Here is a 23,277-nt window from a genome sequence, read left to right on the forward strand (position 1 = left end):
TACTTATATCTTTTCTATAAAATAAACTTTTTTAATTCCATAAACTTTTGGTTCTCTGATATTAAATCCTTGAAGCTTTTCTATAACCAATTCAACATCTTTATGCGTTTCAACAATAACAATTGAGTCGTCATTTAAAACATTGAACAGTTCATTAATTAAACTTTCTAAATCTACTTTTTTATACGGTGGATCTAAGAATATAATATCAAATTTATGGTTTTCTTTTTTAATTTTTTCTACTGCTTTTTGATAGTCTAATTTTAGTACTTCAGATTGTACTTCCACCTTTAAATTCTTAATATTTTCAAGTATAGTATTTATCGCATGAAGTTTACTATCATTAAACATACATTTTTTTGCACCACGAGAGATTGCTTCAAGTCCATACGCTCCAGAACCTGCAAATAAGTCTAATACATATGCACTTTCAACTCGATCTCCAAGACTGTTAAAGATTGCACCTCTTACTTTATCAGAGGTTTCTCTTGTCTCTTCTGATGGTACCATTTTAATAATTCTTGATCGATGGATACCACTGATAATTCTCATTAATAGATAGTCTCTTCAATTAGCTTTAAATCAATTTTTTTCGGACCGACAACATAAGATTTATTGATAATTTCTTTAGCTTCAGACAGTCCTTTATCACGATGATATATTGTTACAATTGGGTCACCAACTTTTACAACATCACCAATTTTTTTATGTAAATCTAAGCCAACAAATAAATCAATTTTATCTTCTTTCTTCATACGACCTGCACCTAACTTCATAGCTGCAATACCGAAGTTTAAAGCATCAATTTTTTCTAAGAATCCGTCCTTAGTTGCACGTACGATTTCAACCTTTGTATCACCAATTAAATTAGCTTTATTTTTAAGGAAATCTACATCTCCACCTTGTGCTTTTACAAAGGTGTAGAAGCTCTCTAAAGCCTTGCCTGTTTGAAGTGTTTCTAACGCTAATTTATAACCTTCTTCATATGACTTAACAACTTCTGCATCTCTTAATAAATGACCAGTTATGACGGAAACTACTTCAGTTAAATCATGAGGTCCGTTACCTTCAAGTGTTTCGATTGCTTCATAAATTTCAAGTGAATTACCAATCTTATGACCTAATGGTTCATCCATTGATGTTAGGATTGCTGTTACTTTTTTACCAGCCTTCTTACCAATTTCAACCATCAGTTTAGATAGTTCAATTGCATCTTCTTTAGTCTTCATGAATGCACCAGATCCAACCTTAACATCAAGCACAATTGCATCAGCACCTGATGCCAATTTTTTACTCATAATCGATGATGCAATTAGAGGCATTGAATCGACTGTTGCAGTCACATCACGTAGTGCATAAATCAATTTATCAGCTGGTGCAATATCACCTGATTGGCCAACGATTGAACATCCAATCTCATTAACTTGAGATTTGAATTTATCAAGTGGTAATACGACGTTAAATCCAGGGATTGCTTCTAATTTATCGATAGTGCCACCTGTATGTCCTAAACCTCTACCGCTCATTTTAGCAAGCTTCGCTCCTAAGTATGCAACCAGTGGAGCAAGCACTAAACTGACTTTATCACCAACACCACCGGTTGAGTGTTTATCAACTTTAACACCTTTGATTTCGCTTAAATCTAATACTTCACCAGAATCACGCATTGCTATTGCAAGCATCGTTGATTCATCTGAATTCATACCTTGGAAATATACAGCCATTAAGAATGCTGACATTTGATAATCGGGGATTCTACCATTTGTATATCCATCGATTACAAATTCGATTTCTTCTTTTGTTAGTGCGTTGCCATATTTTTTCTTGGCAATAATATCTACCATTTCCATAATTAAATTTCTCCTATATAAATATAAAAAGGGCTAATTAAAAATTAGCCATTTAAAACCATAAAGATTACAACAATGATACCAACTACTATGACTAATTTTAATGATTTCTTGATTAATGAAATCAATCCCATAAGAAGTAGTACTGCAATAAATCCAACAAAGACTAATTGGAATGCCACTGGGAATGTATTGAAATAATCAAACCCACCTTGCCACCATTGATCAGTTGTTGGTTTTAATAATGGATCCAACCATCCGGTTACATCTTGGAACCAGCTTACAATGGTATTCCAGATTTCAAGAAGTACTTCTTGCCACCCACCATTTTCCATATTCTAGTCACCTACGCTTTCAAATAGTATTTTACCAAAAAATAAGGTTGTTTAAAAGTGTTTACAATGTTATAATCAACTTCGGTGATAAAAATGATACTTGCGATGATAAGACATGGCGAAACGGAATACAATAGACAAAGACTTGTTCAAGGTAGAATGGATAATATTTTAAACGAGACTGGTAGAAATCAAGCTAAAAAGACTGGTGAATTACTTAAATCTTTAAATGATACTTTTGATGTTTTAGGGGCATCACCATTAAAACGCGCATATGAGACTGCAGAGATAGTTGGATCAATATTAGGTATGAATGTCGAGTTCACATTCGATGGCATGCTAGAACGTGATTTTGGCCCATTTGAAGGTAAGTCAATAGATGAAGTATTAGAAATTTGTACTAAAGATGATTATAAAGAATCAGGTTTTGAAGATAATGATTTATTACAAGAACGCATTAAGAAAGCAACCTATGAATTATTTAATGAATTCGATGGGAAGAAAGTTTTATTTGTCGCACATTCTCATGTGATCAAATCACTACTTATTCTTGCTGACAAATCTAAATACACTTATACCAACCACTATGTAGGAAATTCAAGTGTATGTTACTTTAATATAACAAAAAATTCAATCGAGTTAATTAAACAAATTGATTTATAAAAATATAGCACACTGATTAGAAGTGTGCTTTTTTCTTTGTCGATGTATACTTGTTTAATTTGAAAAACTTCAATAGCAATTGACCCTATGAGTAAACTCATTGATAATAAGCCAAAGAAACTAAACTCTAAATGCTTAGGATCAATTTTCAAGAAATGAAAAGGTGAATCAAATTCAAGTGTATAGTTAGCTAGTAAAATTGTTAAGACCATTAATGTTAGTGCGATGAACTTTAATCCAGTGTTAATAACTATTTGGAAAGGCAATGATTTATCATTAAATGATGTCCCTGCTAGAATAATTGAAAAGACTAGAAAAATGATGATAATGAATAGTATCCATGAAAAACCCAATCTGGTATATGTTGGTACTGGATGATCAAGAGATATTGGTTCTGTTCTAAATCCAAAAATAAATTGTAACCCAGTCATACCGCTAGGTTCAATCTCACCATTAGAATTTACGATTTTAAAAAAATAGATAAATCAAAATACTTAAAACCGTTAAAACAAGTGATACAAATGAAATCACTTTTCTTTTAGTCATTTACTTATCCCCGTAATCTAATGAGTAATTTTTTACTACCCACTTTTACTTTACATGAAAAAAATAAAGCATAAAAAAAACCTACTTTGCAGTAGGTTATTTGTTATTTTTATTTTCGATTAAGCCAGAATTAATAGCATCCATTACCATGTCACCAATTTCTGATGTTTGCATATCCTTATATGTTTCATAAGGTATTGGATCATGTACGACAACAGTGATTCTAGTGTGTCTAAATGGGGCATTATGCTGTATTTGAGAGTTACCATTGATTGTGATAGGTAAAATGGTTGCTTGCGGTTTAACGGCCATTTTGAAGGCTCCAGCACGAGTAGCTTTAACCTCATCTGTCTCGCGATCTTTACGTCCTCCTTCAGGGAAGACTGTCATAACAAATCCATTTTCAACTTTTTTAATGGCATCAACTAATGCTTTAGCAGTTTTTCTATCATCACCACGATAAACAGGCATACAGCCCATGACTTTTAAGACCGTTTTAAATAGTGGGATTTTATATAATGATGATTTAGGTGTGAAAGCACTTGGACGTTTGATTGTTTGCATCATGATCATTGGATCAAGATATGATTTATGATTAGAGTAAACAACTAATTTACCGTCTTTTGGAATCTTTTCTCCACCGACAATTTTAACACTTACATTAAACATAAATATGCCAACTGCAACAGATGCTGAGCGCCATCCGTAATTCTTATATCGATTCATATAAGATGACTTATATAAAATTAGTGCATGTACATAAATACCTAGCCATACCATAAAGATACCAACTAGATAAGCTAAGATGAACCAAAGGATCATCCACCATCCGCTTAAAACGAATGACATTCCAATAAAGAATGCTAAAAATGAAATTATAAATAAAACTGTAAACATAATTTAATTCCTATTTTTCATAGGTTGCAAATATCAACCCAGGAACGACTTTCTTTTCAATTAGTTTATATTGAGATAATGGAAATTTTGAAAAATAAACGTTACCATCATGATAATTTAAAACGTGTGTAATATATAAGCGATCAACAAAAGGCAGCGTAAGTTCATATATCTTTTTACCACCGATAACGATGAGATCTTCTTTATAGTTTTTGATAAAGTCAATGACATCAGTTATGCATTCGGCATCATGATATTGAACTTTTTGAAGGTTGGCAACATACATTTTACCATAAGGTAAAGGTTTATCTTTGTAATAACCTTTTAATGAACGATATGTAGCATCTCCCATTAAAACTGTCTTACCTTCCGTCATTTTCTTAAAGAAAGCTAAATCTTCTTTATAATGCCAAGGTAAAACATTGTCTTTACCAATTAACCAATTAATGTCCATTGCCCAAATGGATGAAATCATACGGCTACCTCACCTTTTATTGGTGGATATGGATCATATCCTTCTAATGTAAAGTCTTCAAATTTGAAATCTTCGATATTTTTAACATTAGGATTAATTTTTAAAGTTGGAAGTTTGCGTGGTTCTCTTGTTAACTGCAGATTCACTTGATCAAAGTGATTAGAGTAAATATGAGCATCACCAATCGTATGAACAAATTCATGAGCTTCCATTCCTGTGACTTGTGCAACCATCATTAAGAATAGTGCATAGGATGCAATATTAAATGGAATACCTAAAAAGACATCACCACTTCTTTGATATAATTGTAAACTTAATTTATTATTTACTGAGTAAAATTGTATTAAGGTATGACAAGGTGGTAAAGTCATTTGTCCTATTTCAGCTGGATTCCAACTAGATAAGACCAATCTTCTTGAGTCTGGATTCTTTTTTAACTCGGTTAAGATATAAGAAATTTGATCAACCCCATTAAAATTTCTCCATTGACTTCCATAAACCGGTCCTAAATCACCCCATTTTTCAGCAAAACCAGGAACATTGACAATTTTTTCTGCAAATTCCTTCATTGATTCGCCTTCATATTGAGGAGATTCTTTATATTTTTTATATGGCCAATCAGTCCAAATACCAACACCATTCTCAACTAAGAATTTAATGTTGGTATCACCTTTAATAAACCATAATAATTCATATATTATGCCTTTTAAAAAGGTTTTTTTAGTTGTTAATAAGGGAAATCCTTCTTTTAAATCAAAACGCATTTGATAGCCAAATACTGATTTAGTGCCTGTCCCAGTTCTATCGGATTTAAACTCACCTTTATCAAGGATGTGTCTAACTAAATCCAAATATTGCTTCATAATAATCCCCCTTAAAGTTTGTTATTTAGCTAATTCGTATAAGCTCTCTGTATAAATGATTGTTGCAATAATTAAATCATCAATATCGATGAATTCATCTTTTTGGTGAATATATGATGGTTTATCCATGAAGTGTGGCCCAAAAGCAACAACATTATCTGTTGCTCTTGCAAATGTACCACCACCGATTGAGATTGGACCTCTTTCATCACCAGTGTGTTTCTTGTAAACTTTCATTAATGCTTTAATTTGATCTGATTTTGGATCTTTATATAATAATTTTTGGTGATGGTTCACAGATAGAATATAGTTTGATGGTAATAAAGATGCAATCCTTTCAAAAACATCTTTTTGATAATTAACACCTTTTGGATAACGAATATTTAAAATCATTTCAAACTTGTTACCATCAGTTTTTAAAACACCAAAGTTATTTGTTAATGGACCCATTTCTTCATCAGTATATGCAATACCTAATTTTTGACCAAATACATCTTTATTTAAATATTTATTGATGAAATCAGTAAGTTCGTTTGATAAGCCTGCTTGATTTAGGCCATCAACTAAACGATGAATTGCATTCGCACCATCTTCTGGTAATGACCCATGTGCTGATTTACCTTCAACATAAAGTTTCATTTCACCATTTGCTTCAGTTACTGAACCTATGTAATTGTTTTCTTTTAAGAAGGCTTCAAATGTAGATTTAACAGCTTTGCTTGATTTAACTGTTGCAGTAGCTGATTCTGGCACCATGTTTGTGCGTAGACCACCTTCTAGTTTTAAAATATCACCAGGTTCAAATGTACCTTTAATGATGGTATTTGTAATACCTTTTTCAGCATAAATTAATGGGAAGTCAGCATCTGGAATAAATCCTGAGATTGGAGCTTGTGGATACTTTTTGAAGTAATAATCCATACATCTCCAACCTGATTCTTCATCTAAACCTAAAATTAACTTAATTCGTTTAGATAATTTAATACCAGATTCTTTTAAAATCTTCATTGCAAAATATACTGCCATTGTAGGACCTTTATCGTCTTCACTACCTCTAGCGTAAATTTTATTATCATGAATTTCTGCAGCATATGCAGGGTAAGTCCAGCCTGATCCTGCTGGAACAACATCTAAGTGACCAATCGAACCGACATACTCTTCTGAGTCACCAAATTCAATATGACCGGCATAGCCATCGACATTTTCAAATCTAAATCCATCACGTTTTGCTAAATCTAACATAAAATCTAATGCAGCTTTAGTACCTTCACCAAAAGGAGCGCCTTCACGGTTAGGATCAAAACTTGTTAGCTCTGAATTAATTTGCAGTAATTTTTGTGTATCCTTGATTAATTGATCCTTATATTTTAAGACCAATGCTTTAAAATCTATAGACATAATATCATCTCCTTTTATATATTGTATCACTATCTCTATAAAATAGTATTTTATAAGCGATAAAAAAAGAGGTTAATTTAACCTCTTTAATCGTTATTTGATATATCATCTATAAATTGATTATAACTATGTTCTAAGCCTTCAAAAGTTTCAATATCTTTCTTTATAGCTTCATATAACATTGATTCATATGGAGTAAATTGACTAGATTCTAATTCGATTTCTTCTTCAATATAGTAAATATAGTGAAGTTGTCCATTCTCTTGAAAAATACCACGAGGTTTAACAAAGACATCTTTACCTACTGTTTTTAATACACTAAGTTTTGATTTTCTACTTTGAAGTCGATAAATCCTCTTAGTGTCTTTACCGACAACTAAAATAATTGAATATGCTTTTTTAAAGCCTACAACAATGACGATGATTGCAACAATGATTCCAATTAACCCCTGAACTGCAATACTCCATATATTTTCAGGTTTTAAACCATCATTTAGAATATCTGCAAGAGTCATTAATGAACCAAGAATTAAAACACCTAAAACCATCCATGAAGAATGTAAAACCAAATTAAATACAGCATAAAATTTTTTTGATTTAACATCATCATTAGGTAACACATATTGTCTAATTAAATTCTTAACAAAATTGTCTACCGGAATTAAGATTAGAATCGGAATGATAAACGCGAATAAATCAAGCGTATAAAGACCAGGATAAGCAAAATATATTATCACCGATGTTAAAACTGACGCACCAATGTAAATGAGTAATGTTGCGAGCAATTTTTGATATCCAATAATTAAGTATAGGATTGCCATAAAAAACATAGATACCAACAATAATGTCCAAAAAATCATATAAACTCCCTCATCTTTATATGATATTATATCATATTTGATAAATTAGTCGTTCATTGCTTGGAAATATTCTTCATCGTCTTTTGGTAGGAAAATAATACGTTCAACGATGATTTGAATATTTGAACGATTCTTATCATCATCGTCAATCCACTTTGATACTTCTAATCTTCCTTTTAATGCAATACCCATCCCTTTATGAAAATAATCTTGAGCTTTTCTATGGTTATGATCAAATAATGCAATTCTAAAGTAATCTGTATCATAAGTACCTTGATAGTTTTTATATGGTCTCATTACTGAAACTCTAAGATCAGTGTATTCAACACCATTTTCACTTGTTTTTTTGTCGAATGATACCACGCGACCAATTAAATTTACGAATGTCATGTTCGTTCTCCTAAATAATTTTTCTTCTATTATGTATGAAGATAGATATTTATCAAATTTCCACTTTTTTTATTAAAGTCATGTTTTGATTCATTTTTGACATAAAAAAAGTGATGCAGCATTGCATCACTCATAATTTTGGTTCATTTTTTTTACAAAACTAGTGTTTTTTAACTTTTTGGATAAACATATAATTTTGAGATAAATTCCATTTTTATCGCGTGATAAATCGATAAAATGTCATCTAATTCAAAGTTGTTTAAATACAATATAGCATCCTCTAATGAAAGTCCTGCTAAATGATACTTTCCATATAAGAAAATTCTATTCTCGATATCATCTAATGCCATAATATATGAACCTAGATAAGCACGTTTAAGTGTATTAAAGGTTTTATTTGTTAAAGCATCTAGTCCATCTTCAAAATAATATTTAAGCATTTTTTGAGCAAGTAATTTAGGATCTTCTGTTTGATTATCAATAACAAAAATCATAGTTTCATCTTCCATAGTTACATTCATGTTAAAACCATCATTGATCAATCCAACTTTTACCATTTCTTCAGCAAATGAAGATTGATTGCCGAATAGCATTTGCATAAGAAATAAAATAGACATTTCTGTTTTAAATAAACTAAATTCATCCGTTCTAGACAGATTATATTTAATCCCCATAAGCAGACTAGGCATTGTAACATCAATGAAGATTTGGTCCTCAGTTTGTTTAACTTGATTAGGTTCTTTAAAAGTGATTGTTTTAACTGTAACATCTTTTGTAACGTAATCTAGTTCATAAAGTTTTGATTTTAATAACTCAAAATCTAAATCGCCTAAAATAATTAATTGACGTTGTTTAGACTTGTAGAAGTGCTCATAAACTCTATCTAATTCTTCTTTAGTTATCTTTTGGATATTTTCGACATTACCTAGAATATCATGTAACATCGGATGTACAAATAACATCATTTCATAAAGTTTTTGATGTGTAATGGTATCTTTATCATCATCATACATCATAATTTCTTCTTTAATAATTTTCTTTTCGTTTTCAATTGACGTTTTGGTGAAATATGGTGTTTCGACGACTTCAATTAAATAAAGGAGTGCTTCGATAAAGTTATAACTACCATTTAAGGTATATGATGTTTGACGATAGGTAGTTAGGGCATTAGCACTGACACCTAAATTTGATAACTTTTTAAAAGCATCGCCTTCTTTCATTTGAAACATTTGATGTTCCATAAAGTGAGCAAGGCCAGGTGTAATATCATAGACTTCTCCATCGACTTCATAATTAAGGTTAAATGAACCAAATGGAATATCTATTTGTGCATAATTTACTTTTGTTTTTTCATGAATTAAATGCACATTTAACCCACTTTTTAAGGTGATTATTTCTGGTTTATTAGCAAATATTTTAATATCCATTGTTATCTCCTTTGAGTATATAGGTCGTTTTAAGTTCTAACAAGGATAAAACTTTCATAATATCTTCTTTTGTTACAGCATCAATTTTAGCCAATGTCTTATCAAGATTAATTTCAGTTTGATAAAGTGTAGATAAAAACTTTCTTGGAATTAATGCATTTTGTTGATCTAGTGATGATAAAATCTGAGATTTTAAGAAAATTTTCGCATCTTTTAATTCATTATCACTTGGCCCATCTAATTGATAATTTGAAATAGTTTCAATCATTTGATCAAATGCAAAATCTTTTTCTTCTAAATTAACACCTGCATAGATAAATAAGTATTTTTTATCATACTCAAAGTGGCAATCCACTTCATATGCAAGTCCAAATTCTTCTCGTATTTTTTTAAATAAAATACTATCTGGGTATCCACCTAAAATTAAAGATGCGAGTTGAGCAGCTGTATATAACTTATCTTTTCTTTCAACCGGTAATGAGTAACCAAGGAAAATCATTGCTTGATGCATTGATATGGTTTCTTCATGTTTAGTTAATTCTTTAGTTACTTCTGGAATAACAACTAAAAGTTCTTGTTTTTTAGATTCATACTGTGATAATCGATTTAATTTTGATTGAATGGAGTGATCAATATCACCTGAGACATAAATTTGTAAAATATTATCTTTAAAATCTCCTAAATAATATTGATATAAATCTGTTTCATTAATTGATTCTACTTGCTGAACTCTTCCATATATTGGAAGTCCATAAGGATGTGAACCAAATGTATGGGCCATGAATTCTTCTTTAGCATATTCAAACTTGCGATCTTTACGCGTTTGAATATATTCCAAACAGAATCGTTTTACTTCTTCAAATTGTGTTTTATCAAATAAATTACGATTAAAGAAGGTCTCTTCAAATAATGAAATGACATCGTCTAAATAATTTGGATCATCAACAAGTTTTGGATTAGGTAAGACAAAGTTAAATCTGATAATTTGATACGAACCTAACATATATATTTGATTTCCTACATACATCCCATATAAATGAGCGAAGCGTTCAATCAAAGCTTTTTTAGTTGGATAATTCTTTGTATATGAAGTTAGTAGTCTAGTTAATAAAAAACGATACGGTATCGTATCTTTTTTTAGTTTTTCTAAAAAGTAGAAAGATACGTGTATCGTTTTAAATGTTTCATCGTGAATAAAAGTCATAATTTAGCGTTTAATGCGATCTCCATCATACGAGTAAATGCATTTTGACGTTCTTCTGCTGAAGTTGCTTCATGGGTAACAAGTGAGTCTGAAATTGTTAATAAGCAAGCAGCTTTTTTACCGGTTGCCATTGCGTTTGCAAATAATGCAAAGCTTTCCATTTCAACACACATTGCACCTTGTTTTTCAAAGATTTCTTTATACTCATCACCATTGATTCTGTAGAATACATCTGATGAATGAATTGTTCCTTCATGTAAAGGAATACCTAATTTTTTAGCTGCTGATTTAATCTTAGAGTTTACTGATTTATCAGAAGCTAACTTTTTCTTAGATGATACACCCATAGTTTTTGCATAAGTAGATTCACTCCATGCATTTTTAGCAAGTACAACATCATAAAGATTTAAATCTTTAGTATAAGCACCAGCTGAACCAATACGAATAATTACATCTACATCATAAAATTTAAATAATTCGTATGAGTAAATACCGATTGATGGCATACCCATACCTGAACCCATAACGGTAATTCTTCTACCTTTGTAAGTACCAGTGAATCCAAACATATTACGTACAGAGTTAATTTGTACGACATCTTTTAAGTAAGTATCTGCGATGTATTTAGCACGAAGAGGGTCTCCAGGCATTAATACAACTTTCGCGATTTGTGATTTATCATTTAACTCAATATGTGGTGTTGCCATTAATTTTTTCTCCTTCCATTAAGTTGACACCTGCTGATGTACCTAAACGGGTAGCACCAGCTTCTATCATAGCTTTTGCATCTTCGATTGAACGGATTCCACCAGATGCTTTAACTTCACCTGATTCTCCGATTGCTTTTTTCATTGTTTTGACATCATCAACACTAGCACCTCTTACTGCGTATCCTGTTGATGTTTTAACAAAATGAGCACCAGCTTTAACTGCAATTTTAGATACAAAAGTAATTTCTTTCTTTTCTAAGAATGCTGTTTCAATAATAACTTTAACTGTTCTGCCTTGAGCAGCTTTAACAATACCTTTAATTTCTTTTGAAATTGCTTTTTTATTTTGTGCTTTAACATCAGCAACATGAACAACCATGTCAATTTCGTCAGCACCATCTTTTACAGCTTCTTTGGTTTCGAAAATCTTAACTTTAGTTGTACTTGTTCCGTGAGGGAAACCAATCACAGTACACACAAGCACACCACTTCCTGCTAATTTATTCTTAGCATAATTAACCCATACAGGCGAAACGCACACGCTCTTGAATTGATATTTGATTGCTTCATCAATTAATTGATCAATTTGAGCTTGTGAAACGGTTGGACCTAATTTTGTATGGTCGATATATTGATTTAAATTCATCCTTTTCCTCCTTTTAATAGTTTGGACGATGTTCTTTATCTAAATAATACTGATATAGTTTTAATACTTCACTACGATCTAATTCTTGTAGAATTCTTTCTTTTTTACCATTTGCAATTTCGTAGAATACAGAATCTCTAAACCCGATTTTTTCTGTATCATCGATATTTGCACCAAAGTAAATTTTACCAATATTTGCCCAAAGAATAGCTCCTAAGCACATAGGACATGGTTCACCAGTGGTATAGATTTCGCAACCTGTTAGGTCAAATGACTTTAATTTTTTAGTTGCATTACGGATTGCATTAACTTCTCCGTGAGCAGTTGGGTCGTTATCTTTTAAAACAGTATTATGTCCTTTGGCAATAACTACACCATCTTTAACAATGACAGCGCCAAAAGGTCCACCATGAACATGGTCAATACCTTTTTTAGCTTCATTGATTGCTAATTTCATGAATTTATTCATTTATACTTAACCTCTTATTAATCTAAAAGTTCATGTAAATGGTATTTAGCAAAGCTGTGTGAAACCGGAGTCCATTTATCTTTTTTAGCACTTTTAGATAGTTTTTTAACTTGTTTTTTAGGTATAACTTTAGTTCCTTGTAAGAATCCTGGTACATCAAGTAATAGTTTTTTATTCTTTTCCAAGAATTCTTGGTAATCAATCACTTTTAAAACACCATCTGCTTGATGGAATAACAGTAAGTCTGTATAAGGTGGAATGACAGTTAAAGTCATTTCTTTCCATTCACAAGCAAAGTATGGTTTATTATTTTCATCTTTAATTAAGTGATATTTAGGAACAATTGTTTCAAGATCGTCGTAATAATCTTGTAACACTTTAATTTCATCGATATATCTTAAAACACCTGATAATTTGTCCTCTTTAACAAAGAAGTATTTTTCTTCATTTTGAGGATATTTTTCCAAGAAAGCTTTTTTAACCATTTGAAAAACCTTCAAAATTCTTTCTTGATTAAATTCTAAAACATCAGAAAACATTTCAGATAGGACATATAAATTAAACTTATCACAAATCTTTTTAACAATTTGGATGACTGATTTAACAAAATATGTCGGACTTAAAATAGGTAACTCCAAATGGAAATTAACTTCTAAGTATTTAGGCGAAATTCTTTGAATGTTAGGAACTTGAGATTTTGGTGTTAAATAAAATGCACAAGGATAGCCTAAGGTAGGATGGGTGTAGTATATTCTAACACTTCTTTCATCCATTTCTACTTCGAATCCAGGTTCATTATCGAAAAATTCAATGACTTTTTCTTTATCAAGTTCACGAGACTTTTCTTTAAAGAAATGTAGGTAAAATTGGCTCAAACGTATCTCCCCTTTAGTTCATTTTATCACATAAATGTGATGTAATCATTTTGTAATCTTAGCAATCTTTTTATAATCAGTTCGATCGATTGTAAGTGGAGTGATTGAAACATAACCGTTTTCATAAGCATAGACATCTGAATCTTCATCTTCAACGATTTTCATAATCGAATGTGACAAATGATACATATTTGGTTTATCACTCTTCATAAACTCTAAATGTTGTAGTCTCTTACCAACTTTTGTAATTTTAGTTCCTAAAACCTTAGTATGGTTGTAATGAGGGTAATTAACGTTTAGAACATCAGTTTCAAAGTACAATTTATTCTCAATGAGTTCATCTAAAAGTTTTACTGTTTCATCGTACACATATGGTAATTTAATGTCTGCAGCTGAAAAGGCAATTGCTGGAAGCCCTAAGATTGCAGCTTCAAAAGCAGCACCAACAGTACCAGAATATTGAACATCTCTTGCTATATTAACACCATGATTTACACCAGATAATACTAAATCAAATTCAACATCAAAAATTTTTAAACCAGCTCTCACACAATCAGCAGGGAATCCATCGACTTGGATTGCGCGTACTGAACCCAATAATGGTTCAACTTCTTCAACTAAAATCGGTCCTTTAATTGTAATCGTTGCAGATTTTGCTGATTGCTGATGCATTGGAGCAGCTACATAAACCGTACCAAAATGAGCAGCAGCTTTAGTTAATATTCTTAATCCCTCTGCTTTAATACCATCATCATTTACAACTAAAATATTCATTTTTTCCCCCTAATAACACGGTTGCATCGATCGCATAGGCCATCATGTGTATGTGAAACAATTGTCCAACAACGTTCACACATTTGTCCTTCTGCTTTTCTCACTTCAACCTTAGTTTCATCCCCGAGTTTTAATGTAACACTTGAAACAATAAATTGTTTATCTAATTTTTGATCAATATCTAAGTATTTAAGTGCTTCATATGTTTCTTTTGATACAGTTAAATCTAAATGTGCTTCTAATGATTTACCAATAACTTTTCCTGCACGTGCAAGTTCTAAATGTTTTAAGACTTGATCACGTAATTCCATAAATAATGGGAATTTTTCATGCATTACTGGATCTTTTTTTCCACCTGAATGTGGCATATTTTCTAAGTAAACATCTTCATATCTTCTACCAGGTAAGAATTGATAAGCCTCACTTGTTGTATGTGGGATGATTGGTGTTAATAAACGAAGTGTACCATGTAAAATATCATAGATTGTTGATTGGATTGCACGACGTTCAAAATCATCTTTATCATCACAATATAAACTATCTTTTGTATAGTCTAAGTAATATGCAGATAAGTCATTTACAAAGAATGGAACGATGTTTCTTGTCACATCAATAAATTTATAATTATTGTATGCTTCTTCAACTTTTTCGGTTAGTTCATAGAATTTATCTGTCATCATACGGTTCATCTTACCGCGCATAGACCAACCGATATAGTCAGTATCTCTATTAAAATCTGAAACAACGCCTAACATGAAACGGAATGTATTTCTAATCTTACGATAACTTTCAGCAACTTGTTTCATTAAGTCTTGAGAAATTCTAACATCTGCCTCATAGTCAACAGATGCAACCCATAAGCGTAGAACATCTGCACCTTGTTCTGACATTACTTTTAATGGGTCAACAACATTACCTAATGATTTACTCATTTTACGTCCTTGACCATCAAGTACGAATCCATGTGAAACAATTTCTTTATAAGGTGAAACACCATTTACTGCAACTGATGTTGTTAATGATGAGTTAAACCATCCACGATATTGGTCAGAACCTTCTAAATAAAGGTCTGATGGATATGATAAATTACGACGAGTAAGTACATTATATGAAGTACCAGAGTCAAACCAAACGTCCATAATATCAACTTCTTTTGTTAATGGAGTATTTGCTTTAAAGTTTTCAGGTAATAATTTTTCTGCTTCCCATTCATACCAAATATCTGAACCATGTTCTTCAAATAAATTGGCTACATGTTCAATAACTTTAGCATCAAGAATTGCTTTTCCATCCGCTTCATAGAATACTGGAATTGGAACACCCCAAGCTCTTTGACGAGAAATTACCCAGTCTTGACGGTCTTTTAACATGTTAACAAGTCTTGTTTCACCCCATGGTGTATTCCATTTAACAGATTCAGCAGCTTTAATTAAATCTTCTCTAATCATGTCAATTGATGCGAACCATTGAGGAGTTGCTCTAAAGATAATTGGTTTTTTTGTTCTCCAGTCATGAGGATATTGGTGACGGATTGTTGTATGTTTCATTAAATGACCATTAGCCTTTAGATCTTCAATGATTTGAAGGTTAGCTTTTTCATAGAATAAACCTTCATATTGGTATGCTTCACTAGTCATCATACCTTTATCATCAACTGGTGATAATAATTCAAGATTATATTTTTGACCTACACGGTAGTCATCCTCACCATGTCCAGGAGCCGTATGAACTAAACCAGTACCATCTTCGTTTGTGACATGTTCACCTAAAATAACTGGTGAAGTTCTGTCGAATAATGGATGTTGATATTTAGCAAATTCTAATTCTGAACCTTTAAATGTCTTTAATTCTCTAACAGTTTCAAAACCTAAAACTTCTTTTAATTTTGGTAATAATTCTTTTAATGCAATGTATTTGTTACCATCTGCTTCAAACCAAACATATTCAAAGTATGGATGAACAGATACAGCAAGGTTTGCAGGTAAAGTCCATGGTGTGGTTGTCCACACAAGCAAGCTTGTATTTTCAAATGCTGAGTCTACTAAATCAAATTTGACATAGATTGATTGTGACTCTTTTTCCATGTACTCGATTTCAGCTTCTGCAAATGCAGATTCTGATGATGGTGACCAATATACAGGTTTTAATCCTTTATAGATTAAACCACGTTCAACCATCTTACCAAAAGTTCTGATTTGATCGGCAATAAATGATTTATCTAATGTTAAATATGGTTGATCCCAATCACCTAAAATACCAATACGTTTAAATTGTTCTTTTTGTAGTGAAACTTGACTATTTGCGAAATCACGGCAGATTTTTCTAAATTCTGCTCTTGACATTTCTTTACGGTTTACACCTTTTTTAGTTACTTCGTTTTCGATTGGAAGACCATGAGTATCCCAACCTGGAACATAAGGAACATAAAAACCAGCCATTGTTTTACTTCTTAAAACAAAGTCTTTTAATGTTTTCTGGAATGCATGACCGATGTGAATATTACCATTTGCATAAGGAGGACCATCATGTAAAACAAATGGTGTATTATCCTTGTTCTTTTCTAAAACTTTATTATATAAGTCGATTTCTGCCCAACGTTTTTGGATGAGCGGTTCTTTTGTACCTAAATTTCCTTTCATTTCAAACTCGGTATTAGGCATTAATAATGTATCTTTAAATTCCATAAAATTCCTCCTGAATAAATAAAAAATTCGTCCTTAAAAATCTCTAAGGACGAATGACTAATTCGCGGTACCACCTTAGTTCGTATAAAAAAACATATACGCACTCAATTGATTTGATTTAGTTTACTCCTAGATGATAATCAATAAGTACTCATATAAGGCTTTCACCATTCCCTTACTCGCTAAAAAAGTTTAAATATTGACCGTGTTCTATTCAACGTAAACAGATTAAATTATTTAGTTAAGATTAGTTCTTAACCAAGTTTCTATACTACCATCTTGGTATAAATCTTGATTACCAAAGAGATATGTTGCTTCATTAATTTCGACAATGTGACCATTAATTGCATAGACAACTCCGCTCATGAATGCAATCACTTTGTTTGCTCTATCAATATGTAGATTTTCAAAATTGAGAATTAAAGGAGAACCTGCCATCATTTTACGAGCAAGATCTGTAATAAATGCATCATCATCATTAACTAATTGTTCCATAATTAGTTTTTCAGATGTTAATTCTTCAACTACTGTTTTCTTTTTCTTAAATAAAGCCATTAGATTACCTCTTTAAATAATGAACCAATACGTAGCAGATTTGCGCCATGTTTTAAAGCGAGATTATAGTCTCCGCTCATCCCCATAGAAAGTATTTCAACCCCATATTGTTTCTTTAATTCAGCCATTTTGGAAAAGATTTTATCAGTACTTTCTAGATCATCAGCTACACCGATGGTCATGAAACCGATTAAATTTATTTTATCATATTTTTTAATCTCTTTATAAAAGATATCTAAATCTTTTAATAAAATACCTGATTTTTGAGATTCTTCACTTAAATTTATTTGAATTAAGCAGTTTAATGGTTCAATTCTGTATTTTTGAATTTCTTTTGCAAGTTTGATTGAATCTAATGTGTGTAAATAATCAATTTCATTGATAATCTGTTTTACTTTATTCGATTGGAGATGGCCAATTAGATGCCAACGAATATCTTTTAATTCAACTAGTTCTGACTTTTTCTTTAGTAAATCTTGAACATAATTCTCGCCAAAATTCTTGATGCCTAATGTATAGATTTCTTTCATTTCAGAAACACTAAAGTATTTAGATGCGCATACAATCTTACCTTTATGTTCTAAAAAGTTTGTCATACATTAAACCTGAATAACATAATGTCGCCATCTTGCACGACATAATCTTTACCTTCTAAACGTACCTTACCTTTTTCTTTGGCAGCTTGTGGTGTACCAAATGCCATTAAATCAGTATAAGATAATGTTTCAGCTTTAATAAATCCACGTTCAAAATCAGTATGAATTATACCAGCAGCTTGTGGTGCTTTCGTACCTTCAACAAATGTCCATGCTCGTGTTTCTTGAGGTCCACAAGTAAAATAAGTCTTTAATCCTAATAGTTCATAGCCTCTTTGAATTACTGTATCAAGTCCTGATTTATCAAGACCATAACTCTCTAAGAAAATTGCTTGTTCTTCAGGATCATCAATTGTAGATATTTCGTATTCAACTTGTGCACTAATTGGAATCACGTGAATATTTGTTCCTTCGACCTTAGCTTTTAAAGCTTGGAAGAATTTGTTAGCATCAGGATTCTTTAAATCTGCTTCCGACATATTTGCAATATAAAGATTTGGTTTTAAAGATAAAAGATTCATACTTTTAACTGCAATACGTTCTTCTTCAGTTAAATCTAATGATTCAACAGTTAAATCATTTTCAATCATGTTTTTAACTTTGTTAAGTGCATCAAATTCAAGTAAACCTTGTTTATCCTTAACTTTAACTAGTTTTTCTAGTCTTGGTAATCTTTTATTAATTGATTCTAAATCCGCAAGACGAAGTTCCATTTCGATGATTTCTAAGTCACGAATTGGATCAATTTTACCTTCAACGTGTGTAATATTACCATCTTCGAAACAACGAATGACATGAGCAATTGCATCAACTTGTCTAATGTGACTTAAAAATTGGTTACCTAAACCTTCACCACTTGCTGCACCTTTGACCAAACCTGCAATATCAATAAATTCAATTGCTGTTGGAATAATTTTTGCAGACTTATAGATGGCTGCAAGTTTTTCTAATCTTTCATCCTTAACTTGGACGACACCAACATTTGGGTCGATTGTTGCAAATGGATAATTTGCAGCAAGTACACTTGACTTAGTGATGGCATTAAATAATGTTGACTTACCAACGTTTGGAAGTCCAACGATTCCGATACTTAACATATAGCATTACTCCGTTAAAAAAGGCTTAAAGCCTTTTATTATTTTTTCTTTAACCAAGAAGGTATTGTGCGTTCTTTTACTTCTTTAGGTTTTACTTCACCTGATTCAGAAACAGTTTCTAAACCATCTTTAGTAATTTTAACTTGTTCAGTTGTATTTTTTCTAAATAAAGAGCCAACTAAATCTTCTACAGTATTTTCTTTAGCTCTTAATTCATAACCAGTCGCAATAATGGTTACAATCATTTCATCTTCTAAGTCAACATTCACTGTATGACCATATATAATGTTTAAATCATATTCAGTCGCATTTCGTACTTCTGTTAATGCTTCTTCAATTTCAAATAGTAAAACATTTGGTCCTGTTGTAATATTTACTATGGCGTCAGTTGCACCATCAATTGTGATTTCAAGCAGACTTGAATGAATTGCTTTTCTTGCAGCTTCAATCGCTCTGTTTTCACCTGATGCAATGCCAATTCCCATCAATGCAGTACCTTTGTTTTCCATTACTGTTCTAACGTCAGCAAAGTCTACATTAATCATCCCTGGTACTGCAATAATTTCAGCAATGCCTTGAACACCTTGACGTAAGATTTTATCTGATTCTCTAAATGCATCTAAAAGTTGCATTGTATGATCAGCAATTGTAAATAGTCTTTCATTTGGAATAACAATTAAAGTATCAACATTTGGTTTTAATTCTTCAAGACCCATAATTGCATGTTGCATTCTTAATGGTCCTTCAAATTTAAATGGTTTAGTAACGATACCAATCGTTAAAATTCCCATTTCTTTTGCAATTCTTGCGACAACTGGTGCAGCACCTGTTCCGGTACCACCACCCATACCAGCAGTGATAAAAACCATGTCTGTATTTGATAGACATTCTCTAATTTCAGTTTCAGATTCGATTGCTGCTTGGCGACCAACTTCTGGTTTCGCACCAGCACCTAATCCACGCGTAAGTTTTTTACCTAGTTGAATACGTTCATCTGCTCTAGATACTTTAAGTACTTGAGCATCAGTATTCATTGCAACATAGGATACCCCTTTGACATCATTTTCGATCATTCGGTTGATAGCTGAGTTACCTCCACCTCCAACACCAATGACTTTTATTACGGGCTTTTGATTAAATTCGTCTGACATGCCAAAAACCATGATATCCCTCCTAATACTCTAATTGTAATCTATTTTTGATAAAAAATAAAGCGTTAATACTTCGTTTGAGGGTAATTCGTTTTAGCGTAGAATTCCTTCTTGAAGTCTAATAATCTATCTTCTTTAATGGCTTGTCTGATTTCTGCCATTAAATGTTTTAAGTAGCCTAAATTTTGAATCGTAAGAATTCTCATACCTAATATTTCTTCTGCTTTAAATAAGTGTCGAATATAACTTTTTGAATATTTCGAAATTGAAGTTGGTAAATTTGGATCTAGAGATTCAAAGTCAAATTTATATTTTTCATTTTTAACTTGAATCTTACCAATTGTAGTTAAAGCTGAACCGTGTCTTGCATTTCTAGTTGGTAGAACACAGTCAAACATATCAACACCATTGATTACATTTTCCAGTAAATCTTCTGGTGCACCTACACCCATTAAATATCTTGGTTTATCAAATGGTAAGATTGGATTTAAGAATCTTGTCATTTCATACATTTCTTTTTTAGTTTCACCAACAGATAATCCACCGATTGAATATCCTGGGAAATCAAGTTTCATTAATTCTTCAGCACAATATTTTCGTAATTCAGGATTTAACCCACCTTGTACGATACCAAATAATGCTTGATCAGTCGTTAGTGCTTCTTTACCACGTTTAGCCCAACGAATTGTTCTTTCAACTGAATTTTTCATGTATTCATGGGATTCATAAGGTGGCGGACATTCATCAAATGACATGATGATATCAGCACCTAAATCTTCTTGAATTTTAATTGCATCTTCTGGAGATAAAAATAATGGTGCACCGCTCTTATGATGTTTGAAGGTTACGCCTTCTTCTTTAATATCTCTAATCTTAGCTAATGAGAAAACTTGGAAACCACCAGAGTCAGTTAGTAAAGCACCATCCCATTTCATAAAACCTCTGATACCGCCGTGTGCTTTAACAACATCATTACCTGGTTGTTGCCATAGATGGTAAGTATTTGAAAGGATTAATCCTTCGCTCACTTCTTTTATCTCTTCTGGCGTTAATGTTTTTACTGTGGCAAGTGTTCCTACAGGCATAAAAATAGGTGTTTCAAATACACCATGTGGCGTTGTTAAACGTCCTAATCTTGCCCCACTTTGCTTACAAATGTGTAAGACTTCATATTTTATCAAAGTAAACCACCTTCCGTGCTTGAAATTATATCATAATATGATAAAATTAAACAGGTAAAAAGCGGTATCCTAGTAAAACCCGCTATAAAAAAACGAGGAGCGAATAAAAATGAACAAATTTACTATTAAAGACCTTATTGTTGAGGTCACAATTGCAGCCATCTACGTTTGTTTAGTGTTGGCTTTTTATTTTATGAGTTTTGATGCCATTCAATTTAGAATTGCTGAAGCTCTACTTGTACTTGTGTTTTTAAATAAAAAACATACAATTGGCATAGTTACTGGTACTTTTCTTGCTAATTGGATGGGATCAATCGGTATCGTCGATGCATTATTTGGTTCTCTTGCAACACTCATTGTATGTCTACTTTTAATGCCATTTAAACGTCGTCCACATATCGGTCTTGCAATTATTCCTGCACTTATTAATGGGGTAGTGGTATCATTTGAACTGGCTTTACTATATGATTTATGGGATCAATTCTTAATAAATATGGGTTGGGTTGCCTTAGGTGAAGCAGTTGTAATGATTGTAATTGGTATTCCACTATTGATGACTATAAAAAAAATGAAGCTAGATGAACTGCTTCATTTAAATTGATTTAATATTTTCTTGTGTACAGTTGCGATGGGATAACGACTAAAATCAGAAATTAATTCATATCCTTCTGGAACCTTAGTAGCATATCCCTCATAAACATTAATTTTCCAAAGTAAGTGTGTAAATACATGTTTTACAGGTTTTAATTGGTTTACAATATTAAATTCAAAACCAATAGATGATAATACGCTTTCTGCATAATTTAAACTTTCTGATTCAACTTGTGGGAACTCATAGAATCCATTTAACAAATCTTCATCACGTTTTCTTACCACGTATTGATCTTGATATTTTAGAACAAAGGAGACATAATTTGTTTCCTTTTTCTCTTTTAATGGACTAATTTTTGGATATTCTTCGATGGTATTTGATTGATATGCCATACACATATCTTTTAACGGGCATGAATTACAAACTGGATTATACTTTTTACAAACAGTAGCTCCTAATTCCATCATTGATTGAGTGTAATCATGAGGATTGCCTGAGTTTTCAACCAATGTTTGATTAAAAGAATTTAATTTTTTTCTATTTTTCTCTTGTCTAAAATCATCATCAATTTTATAAACCCTTGATAAAACACGAATAACATTTCCGTCCGTTGCTGCATGGGGTTTATTAAAACAAATTGATGTAATCGCACCAGCTGTATAAGCACCAATTCCAGGTATTTTAATGATTTCTTCATAGGTATTTGGGAAAACACCATTTAGATTCTCAACAATGTATTCAATGCCTTTTTTAAGCACTCTAAATCGTTTATAGTATCCAATGCCTTGAACTGTATGTAAAAATTCTTCTAAAGTTGCATGATATGCAGATTCAATTGTTGGATATTTTTTCATAAAACGATCATAAAAAGGGAGGACTGTATCCACTTGAGTTTGTTGTAGCATAATTTCAGAGACCCATACATAATATGGGTCTTTTGTTTCTCTAAAAGGTAGTTTTCTATGATTTAGTTCGTACCATTTAAACAGTGCTTGATATTGCATAAAACCTCGGTGTCATGTTTCTGTTTAGTATTATA

The 23,277-nt window shown here is 31.7% G+C and carries 26 protein-coding genes; 2 read left to right on the plus strand and 24 right to left on the minus strand.

Features of this window, described 5'->3' with window-relative positions; genetic code table 11:
• Window positions 1-3: 3 nt before the first annotated feature.
• The 3 genes from rsmD to PG914_RS05045 are packed head-to-tail and all read right to left on the minus strand — an operon-like array spanning window position 4 to window position 2,185.
• Window positions 4-552 carry a 16S rRNA (guanine(966)-N(2))-methyltransferase RsmD gene (rsmD, locus tag PG914_RS05035; protein ID WP_488822620.1) on the minus strand — a complete coding sequence of 183 codons (549 nt, stop codon included), beginning with the start codon at window positions 550-552 and terminating at the stop codon, window positions 4-6.
• Window positions 552-1,850, minus strand: a complete 1,299-nt coding sequence (locus PG914_RS05040; RefSeq protein WP_488822621.1) for a pyrimidine-nucleoside phosphorylase — start codon at window positions 1,848-1,850, stop codon at window positions 552-554. Before PG914_RS05040 ends, rsmD begins: the two co-directional genes overlap by 1 nt.
• 44 nt (window positions 1,851-1,894) lie before the next feature.
• Window positions 1,895-2,185, minus strand: a complete 291-nt coding sequence (locus PG914_RS05045; RefSeq protein WP_488822622.1) for a hypothetical protein — start codon at window positions 2,183-2,185, stop codon at window positions 1,895-1,897.
• A gap of 105 nt (window positions 2,186-2,290) precedes the next feature.
• Between PG914_RS05045 and PG914_RS05050 the strand changes: the two genes are divergently transcribed.
• Window positions 2,291-2,848 (plus strand): histidine phosphatase family protein, encoded by a 558-nt coding sequence (locus PG914_RS05050; protein WP_488822623.1) that lies wholly within the window; start codon window positions 2,291-2,293, stop codon window positions 2,846-2,848.
• Here PG914_RS05050 and PG914_RS05055 read toward each other — a convergent pair.
• The 20 genes from PG914_RS05055 to tgt form a co-directional block, all read right to left on the minus strand.
• Window positions 2,794-3,279, minus strand: coding sequence for a hypothetical protein (locus PG914_RS05055; protein ID WP_488822624.1), 486 nt, complete (start codon window positions 3,277-3,279; stop codon window positions 2,794-2,796). The genes PG914_RS05050 and PG914_RS05055 overlap by 55 nt on opposite strands.
• Window positions 3,280-3,490: 211 nt before the next feature.
• A complete protein-coding gene (locus PG914_RS05060; RefSeq protein ID WP_488822625.1) occupies window positions 3,491-4,291 on the minus strand; it encodes a 1-acyl-sn-glycerol-3-phosphate acyltransferase in 801 nt (266 codons plus the stop codon).
• Between the two features lie 10 nt (window positions 4,292-4,301).
• Window positions 4,302-4,766, minus strand: coding sequence for a dihydrofolate reductase (locus PG914_RS05065; protein ID WP_488822626.1), 465 nt, complete (start codon window positions 4,764-4,766; stop codon window positions 4,302-4,304).
• The gene (thyA, locus tag PG914_RS05070; protein WP_488822627.1) at window positions 4,763-5,629 is read right to left on the minus strand and encodes a thymidylate synthase; all 867 of its coding nucleotides are present in this window, start codon (window positions 5,627-5,629) and stop codon (window positions 4,763-4,765) included. The genes PG914_RS05065 and thyA overlap by 4 nt, the downstream gene beginning before the upstream one ends.
• A gap of 21 nt (window positions 5,630-5,650) precedes the next feature.
• On the minus strand, window positions 5,651-7,027 hold the full coding sequence (gene pepV / locus PG914_RS05075; RefSeq protein ID WP_488822628.1) for a dipeptidase PepV: 1,377 nt from the start codon (window positions 7,025-7,027) through the stop codon (window positions 5,651-5,653).
• 86 nt (window positions 7,028-7,113) lie between these two features.
• A complete protein-coding gene (locus PG914_RS05080) occupies window positions 7,114-7,887 on the minus strand; it encodes a hypothetical protein (protein ID WP_488822629.1) in 774 nt (257 codons plus the stop codon).
• Window positions 7,888-7,932: 45 nt separating this feature from the next.
• Entirely contained in the window at window positions 7,933-8,277 is a 345-nt protein-coding gene (locus tag PG914_RS05085) for a single-stranded DNA-binding protein (protein ID WP_488822630.1), read from the minus strand.
• Between the two features lie 170 nt (window positions 8,278-8,447).
• Entirely contained in the window at window positions 8,448-9,704 is a 1,257-nt protein-coding gene (locus PG914_RS05090) for a M16 family metallopeptidase (RefSeq protein ID WP_488822631.1), read from the minus strand.
• On the minus strand, window positions 9,694-10,908 hold the full coding sequence (locus PG914_RS05095) for a M16 family metallopeptidase (RefSeq protein ID WP_488822632.1): 1,215 nt from the start codon (window positions 10,906-10,908) through the stop codon (window positions 9,694-9,696). The genes PG914_RS05090 and PG914_RS05095 overlap by 11 nt, the downstream gene beginning before the upstream one ends.
• Window positions 10,905-11,615: a purine-nucleoside phosphorylase gene (gene deoD / locus PG914_RS05100; RefSeq protein ID WP_488822633.1), complete on the minus strand. Its 711-nt coding sequence runs from the start codon at window positions 11,613-11,615 to the stop codon at window positions 10,905-10,907. The genes PG914_RS05095 and deoD overlap by 4 nt, the downstream gene beginning before the upstream one ends.
• Window positions 11,596-12,264, minus strand: coding sequence for a deoxyribose-phosphate aldolase (gene deoC, locus PG914_RS05105; protein ID WP_488822634.1), 669 nt, complete (start codon window positions 12,262-12,264; stop codon window positions 11,596-11,598). Before deoC ends, deoD begins: the two co-directional genes overlap by 20 nt.
• A 13-nt stretch (window positions 12,265-12,277) precedes the next feature.
• Window positions 12,278-12,733, minus strand: a complete 456-nt coding sequence (locus PG914_RS05110) for a nucleoside deaminase (RefSeq protein ID WP_488822635.1) — start codon at window positions 12,731-12,733, stop codon at window positions 12,278-12,280.
• A gap of 17 nt (window positions 12,734-12,750) precedes the next feature.
• Complete coding sequence (locus PG914_RS05115; protein WP_488822636.1) at window positions 12,751-13,608, minus strand: hypothetical protein; 858 nt, start codon at window positions 13,606-13,608, stop codon at window positions 12,751-12,753.
• A gap of 45 nt (window positions 13,609-13,653) precedes the next feature.
• Window positions 13,654-14,382, minus strand: coding sequence for a 5'/3'-nucleotidase SurE (gene surE / locus PG914_RS05120; protein WP_488822637.1), 729 nt, complete (start codon window positions 14,380-14,382; stop codon window positions 13,654-13,656).
• Window positions 14,379-17,066 carry an isoleucine--tRNA ligase gene (gene ileS, locus PG914_RS05125; RefSeq protein WP_488822638.1) on the minus strand — a complete coding sequence of 896 codons (2,688 nt, stop codon included), beginning with the start codon at window positions 17,064-17,066 and terminating at the stop codon, window positions 14,379-14,381. Before ileS ends, surE begins: the two co-directional genes overlap by 4 nt.
• A 237-nt stretch (window positions 17,067-17,303) precedes the next feature.
• A complete protein-coding gene (gene sepF / locus PG914_RS05130; RefSeq protein WP_488822639.1) occupies window positions 17,304-17,621 on the minus strand; it encodes a cell division protein SepF in 318 nt (105 codons plus the stop codon).
• Entirely contained in the window at window positions 17,621-18,217 is a 597-nt protein-coding gene (locus PG914_RS05135; RefSeq protein ID WP_488822640.1) for a YggS family pyridoxal phosphate-dependent enzyme, read from the minus strand. The genes sepF and PG914_RS05135 overlap by 1 nt, the downstream gene beginning before the upstream one ends.
• Window positions 18,214-19,314 (minus strand): redox-regulated ATPase YchF, encoded by a 1,101-nt coding sequence (ychF, locus tag PG914_RS05140; RefSeq protein ID WP_488822641.1) that lies wholly within the window; start codon window positions 19,312-19,314, stop codon window positions 18,214-18,216. The genes PG914_RS05135 and ychF overlap by 4 nt, the downstream gene beginning before the upstream one ends.
• A gap of 38 nt (window positions 19,315-19,352) precedes the next feature.
• A complete protein-coding gene (ftsZ, locus tag PG914_RS05145) occupies window positions 19,353-20,480 on the minus strand; it encodes a cell division protein FtsZ (RefSeq protein ID WP_488822655.1) in 1,128 nt (375 codons plus the stop codon).
• 50 nt (window positions 20,481-20,530) lie between these two features.
• Window positions 20,531-21,646 (minus strand): tRNA guanosine(34) transglycosylase Tgt, encoded by a 1,116-nt coding sequence (tgt, locus tag PG914_RS05150; RefSeq protein WP_488822642.1) that lies wholly within the window; start codon window positions 21,644-21,646, stop codon window positions 20,531-20,533.
• A 109-nt stretch (window positions 21,647-21,755) separates the two neighbouring features.
• On the opposite strand from tgt, the gene PG914_RS05155 reads away from it, so the two are divergent.
• Window positions 21,756-22,247, plus strand: a complete 492-nt coding sequence (locus PG914_RS05155) for a QueT transporter family protein (RefSeq protein WP_488822643.1) — start codon at window positions 21,756-21,758, stop codon at window positions 22,245-22,247.
• Here the strand turns inward: PG914_RS05155 and mutY are convergent.
• Complete coding sequence (gene mutY / locus PG914_RS05160; RefSeq protein WP_488822644.1) at window positions 22,235-23,242, minus strand: A/G-specific adenine glycosylase; 1,008 nt, start codon at window positions 23,240-23,242, stop codon at window positions 22,235-22,237. The two genes, PG914_RS05155 and mutY, sit on opposite strands and share 13 nt — an antisense overlap.
• Window positions 23,243-23,277: the final 35 nt, after the last annotated feature.

The sequence above is a fragment of the Acholeplasma sp. ORD1043 genome (assembly GCF_057808485.1).

Bases quoted from the DNA above. Each gene is read 5' to 3' on its own strand.
- PG914_RS05135 (WP_488822640.1), bottom strand. From the start codon at position 18,217: ATGACAAACTTTTTAGAACATAAAGGTAAGATTGTATGCGCATCTAAA.
- PG914_RS05040 (WP_488822621.1), bottom strand. From the start codon at position 1,850: ATGGAAATGGTAGATATTATTGCCAAGAAAAAATATGGCAACGCACTA.
- ychF (WP_488822641.1), bottom strand. From the start codon at position 19,314: ATGTTAAGTATCGGAATCGTTGGACTTCCAAACGTTGGTAAGTCAACA.
- deoC (WP_488822634.1), bottom strand. From the start codon at position 12,264: ATGAATTTAAATCAATATATCGACCATACAAAATTAGGTCCAACCGTT.
- mutY (WP_488822644.1), bottom strand. From the start codon at position 23,242: ATGCAATATCAAGCACTGTTTAAATGGTACGAACTAAATCATAGAAAA.
- ileS (WP_488822638.1), bottom strand. From the start codon at position 17,066: ATGGAATTTAAAGATACATTATTAATGCCTAATACCGAGTTTGAAATG.
- PG914_RS05050 (WP_488822623.1), top strand. From the start codon at position 2,291: ATGATAAGACATGGCGAAACGGAATACAATAGACAAAGACTTGTTCAA.
- PG914_RS05110 (WP_488822635.1), bottom strand. From the start codon at position 12,733: ATGAATAAATTCATGAAATTAGCAATCAATGAAGCTAAAAAAGGTATT.
- PG914_RS05095 (WP_488822632.1), bottom strand. From the start codon at position 10,908: ATGACTTTTATTCACGATGAAACATTTAAAACGATACACGTATCTTTC.
- PG914_RS05090 (WP_488822631.1), bottom strand. From the start codon at position 9,704: ATGGATATTAAAATATTTGCTAATAAACCAGAAATAATCACCTTAAAA.
- deoD (WP_488822633.1), bottom strand. From the start codon at position 11,615: ATGGCAACACCACATATTGAGTTAAATGATAAATCACAAATCGCGAAA.
- PG914_RS05060 (WP_488822625.1), bottom strand. From the start codon at position 4,291: ATGTTTACAGTTTTATTTATAATTTCATTTTTAGCATTCTTTATTGGA.
- rsmD (WP_488822620.1), bottom strand. From the start codon at position 552: ATGAGAATTATCAGTGGTATCCATCGATCAAGAATTATTAAAATGGTA.
- pepV (WP_488822628.1), bottom strand. From the start codon at position 7,027: ATGTCTATAGATTTTAAAGCATTGGTCTTAAAATATAAGGATCAATTA.
- PG914_RS05085 (WP_488822630.1), bottom strand. From the start codon at position 8,277: ATGACATTCGTAAATTTAATTGGTCGCGTGGTATCATTCGACAAAAAA.
- sepF (WP_488822639.1), bottom strand. From the start codon at position 17,621: ATGGCTTTATTTAAGAAAAAGAAAACAGTAGTTGAAGAATTAACATCT.
- surE (WP_488822637.1), bottom strand. From the start codon at position 14,382: ATGAATATTTTAGTTGTAAATGATGATGGTATTAAAGCAGAGGGATTA.
- PG914_RS05155 (WP_488822643.1), top strand. From the start codon at position 21,756: ATGAACAAATTTACTATTAAAGACCTTATTGTTGAGGTCACAATTGCA.
- PG914_RS05055 (WP_488822624.1), bottom strand. From the start codon at position 3,279: ATGACTGGGTTACAATTTATTTTTGGATTTAGAACAGAACCAATATCT.
- PG914_RS05080 (WP_488822629.1), bottom strand. From the start codon at position 7,887: ATGATTTTTTGGACATTATTGTTGGTATCTATGTTTTTTATGGCAATC.
- PG914_RS05045 (WP_488822622.1), bottom strand. From the start codon at position 2,185: ATGGAAAATGGTGGGTGGCAAGAAGTACTTCTTGAAATCTGGAATACC.
- PG914_RS05065 (WP_488822626.1), bottom strand. From the start codon at position 4,766: ATGATTTCATCCATTTGGGCAATGGACATTAATTGGTTAATTGGTAAA.
- thyA (WP_488822627.1), bottom strand. From the start codon at position 5,629: ATGAAGCAATATTTGGATTTAGTTAGACACATCCTTGATAAAGGTGAG.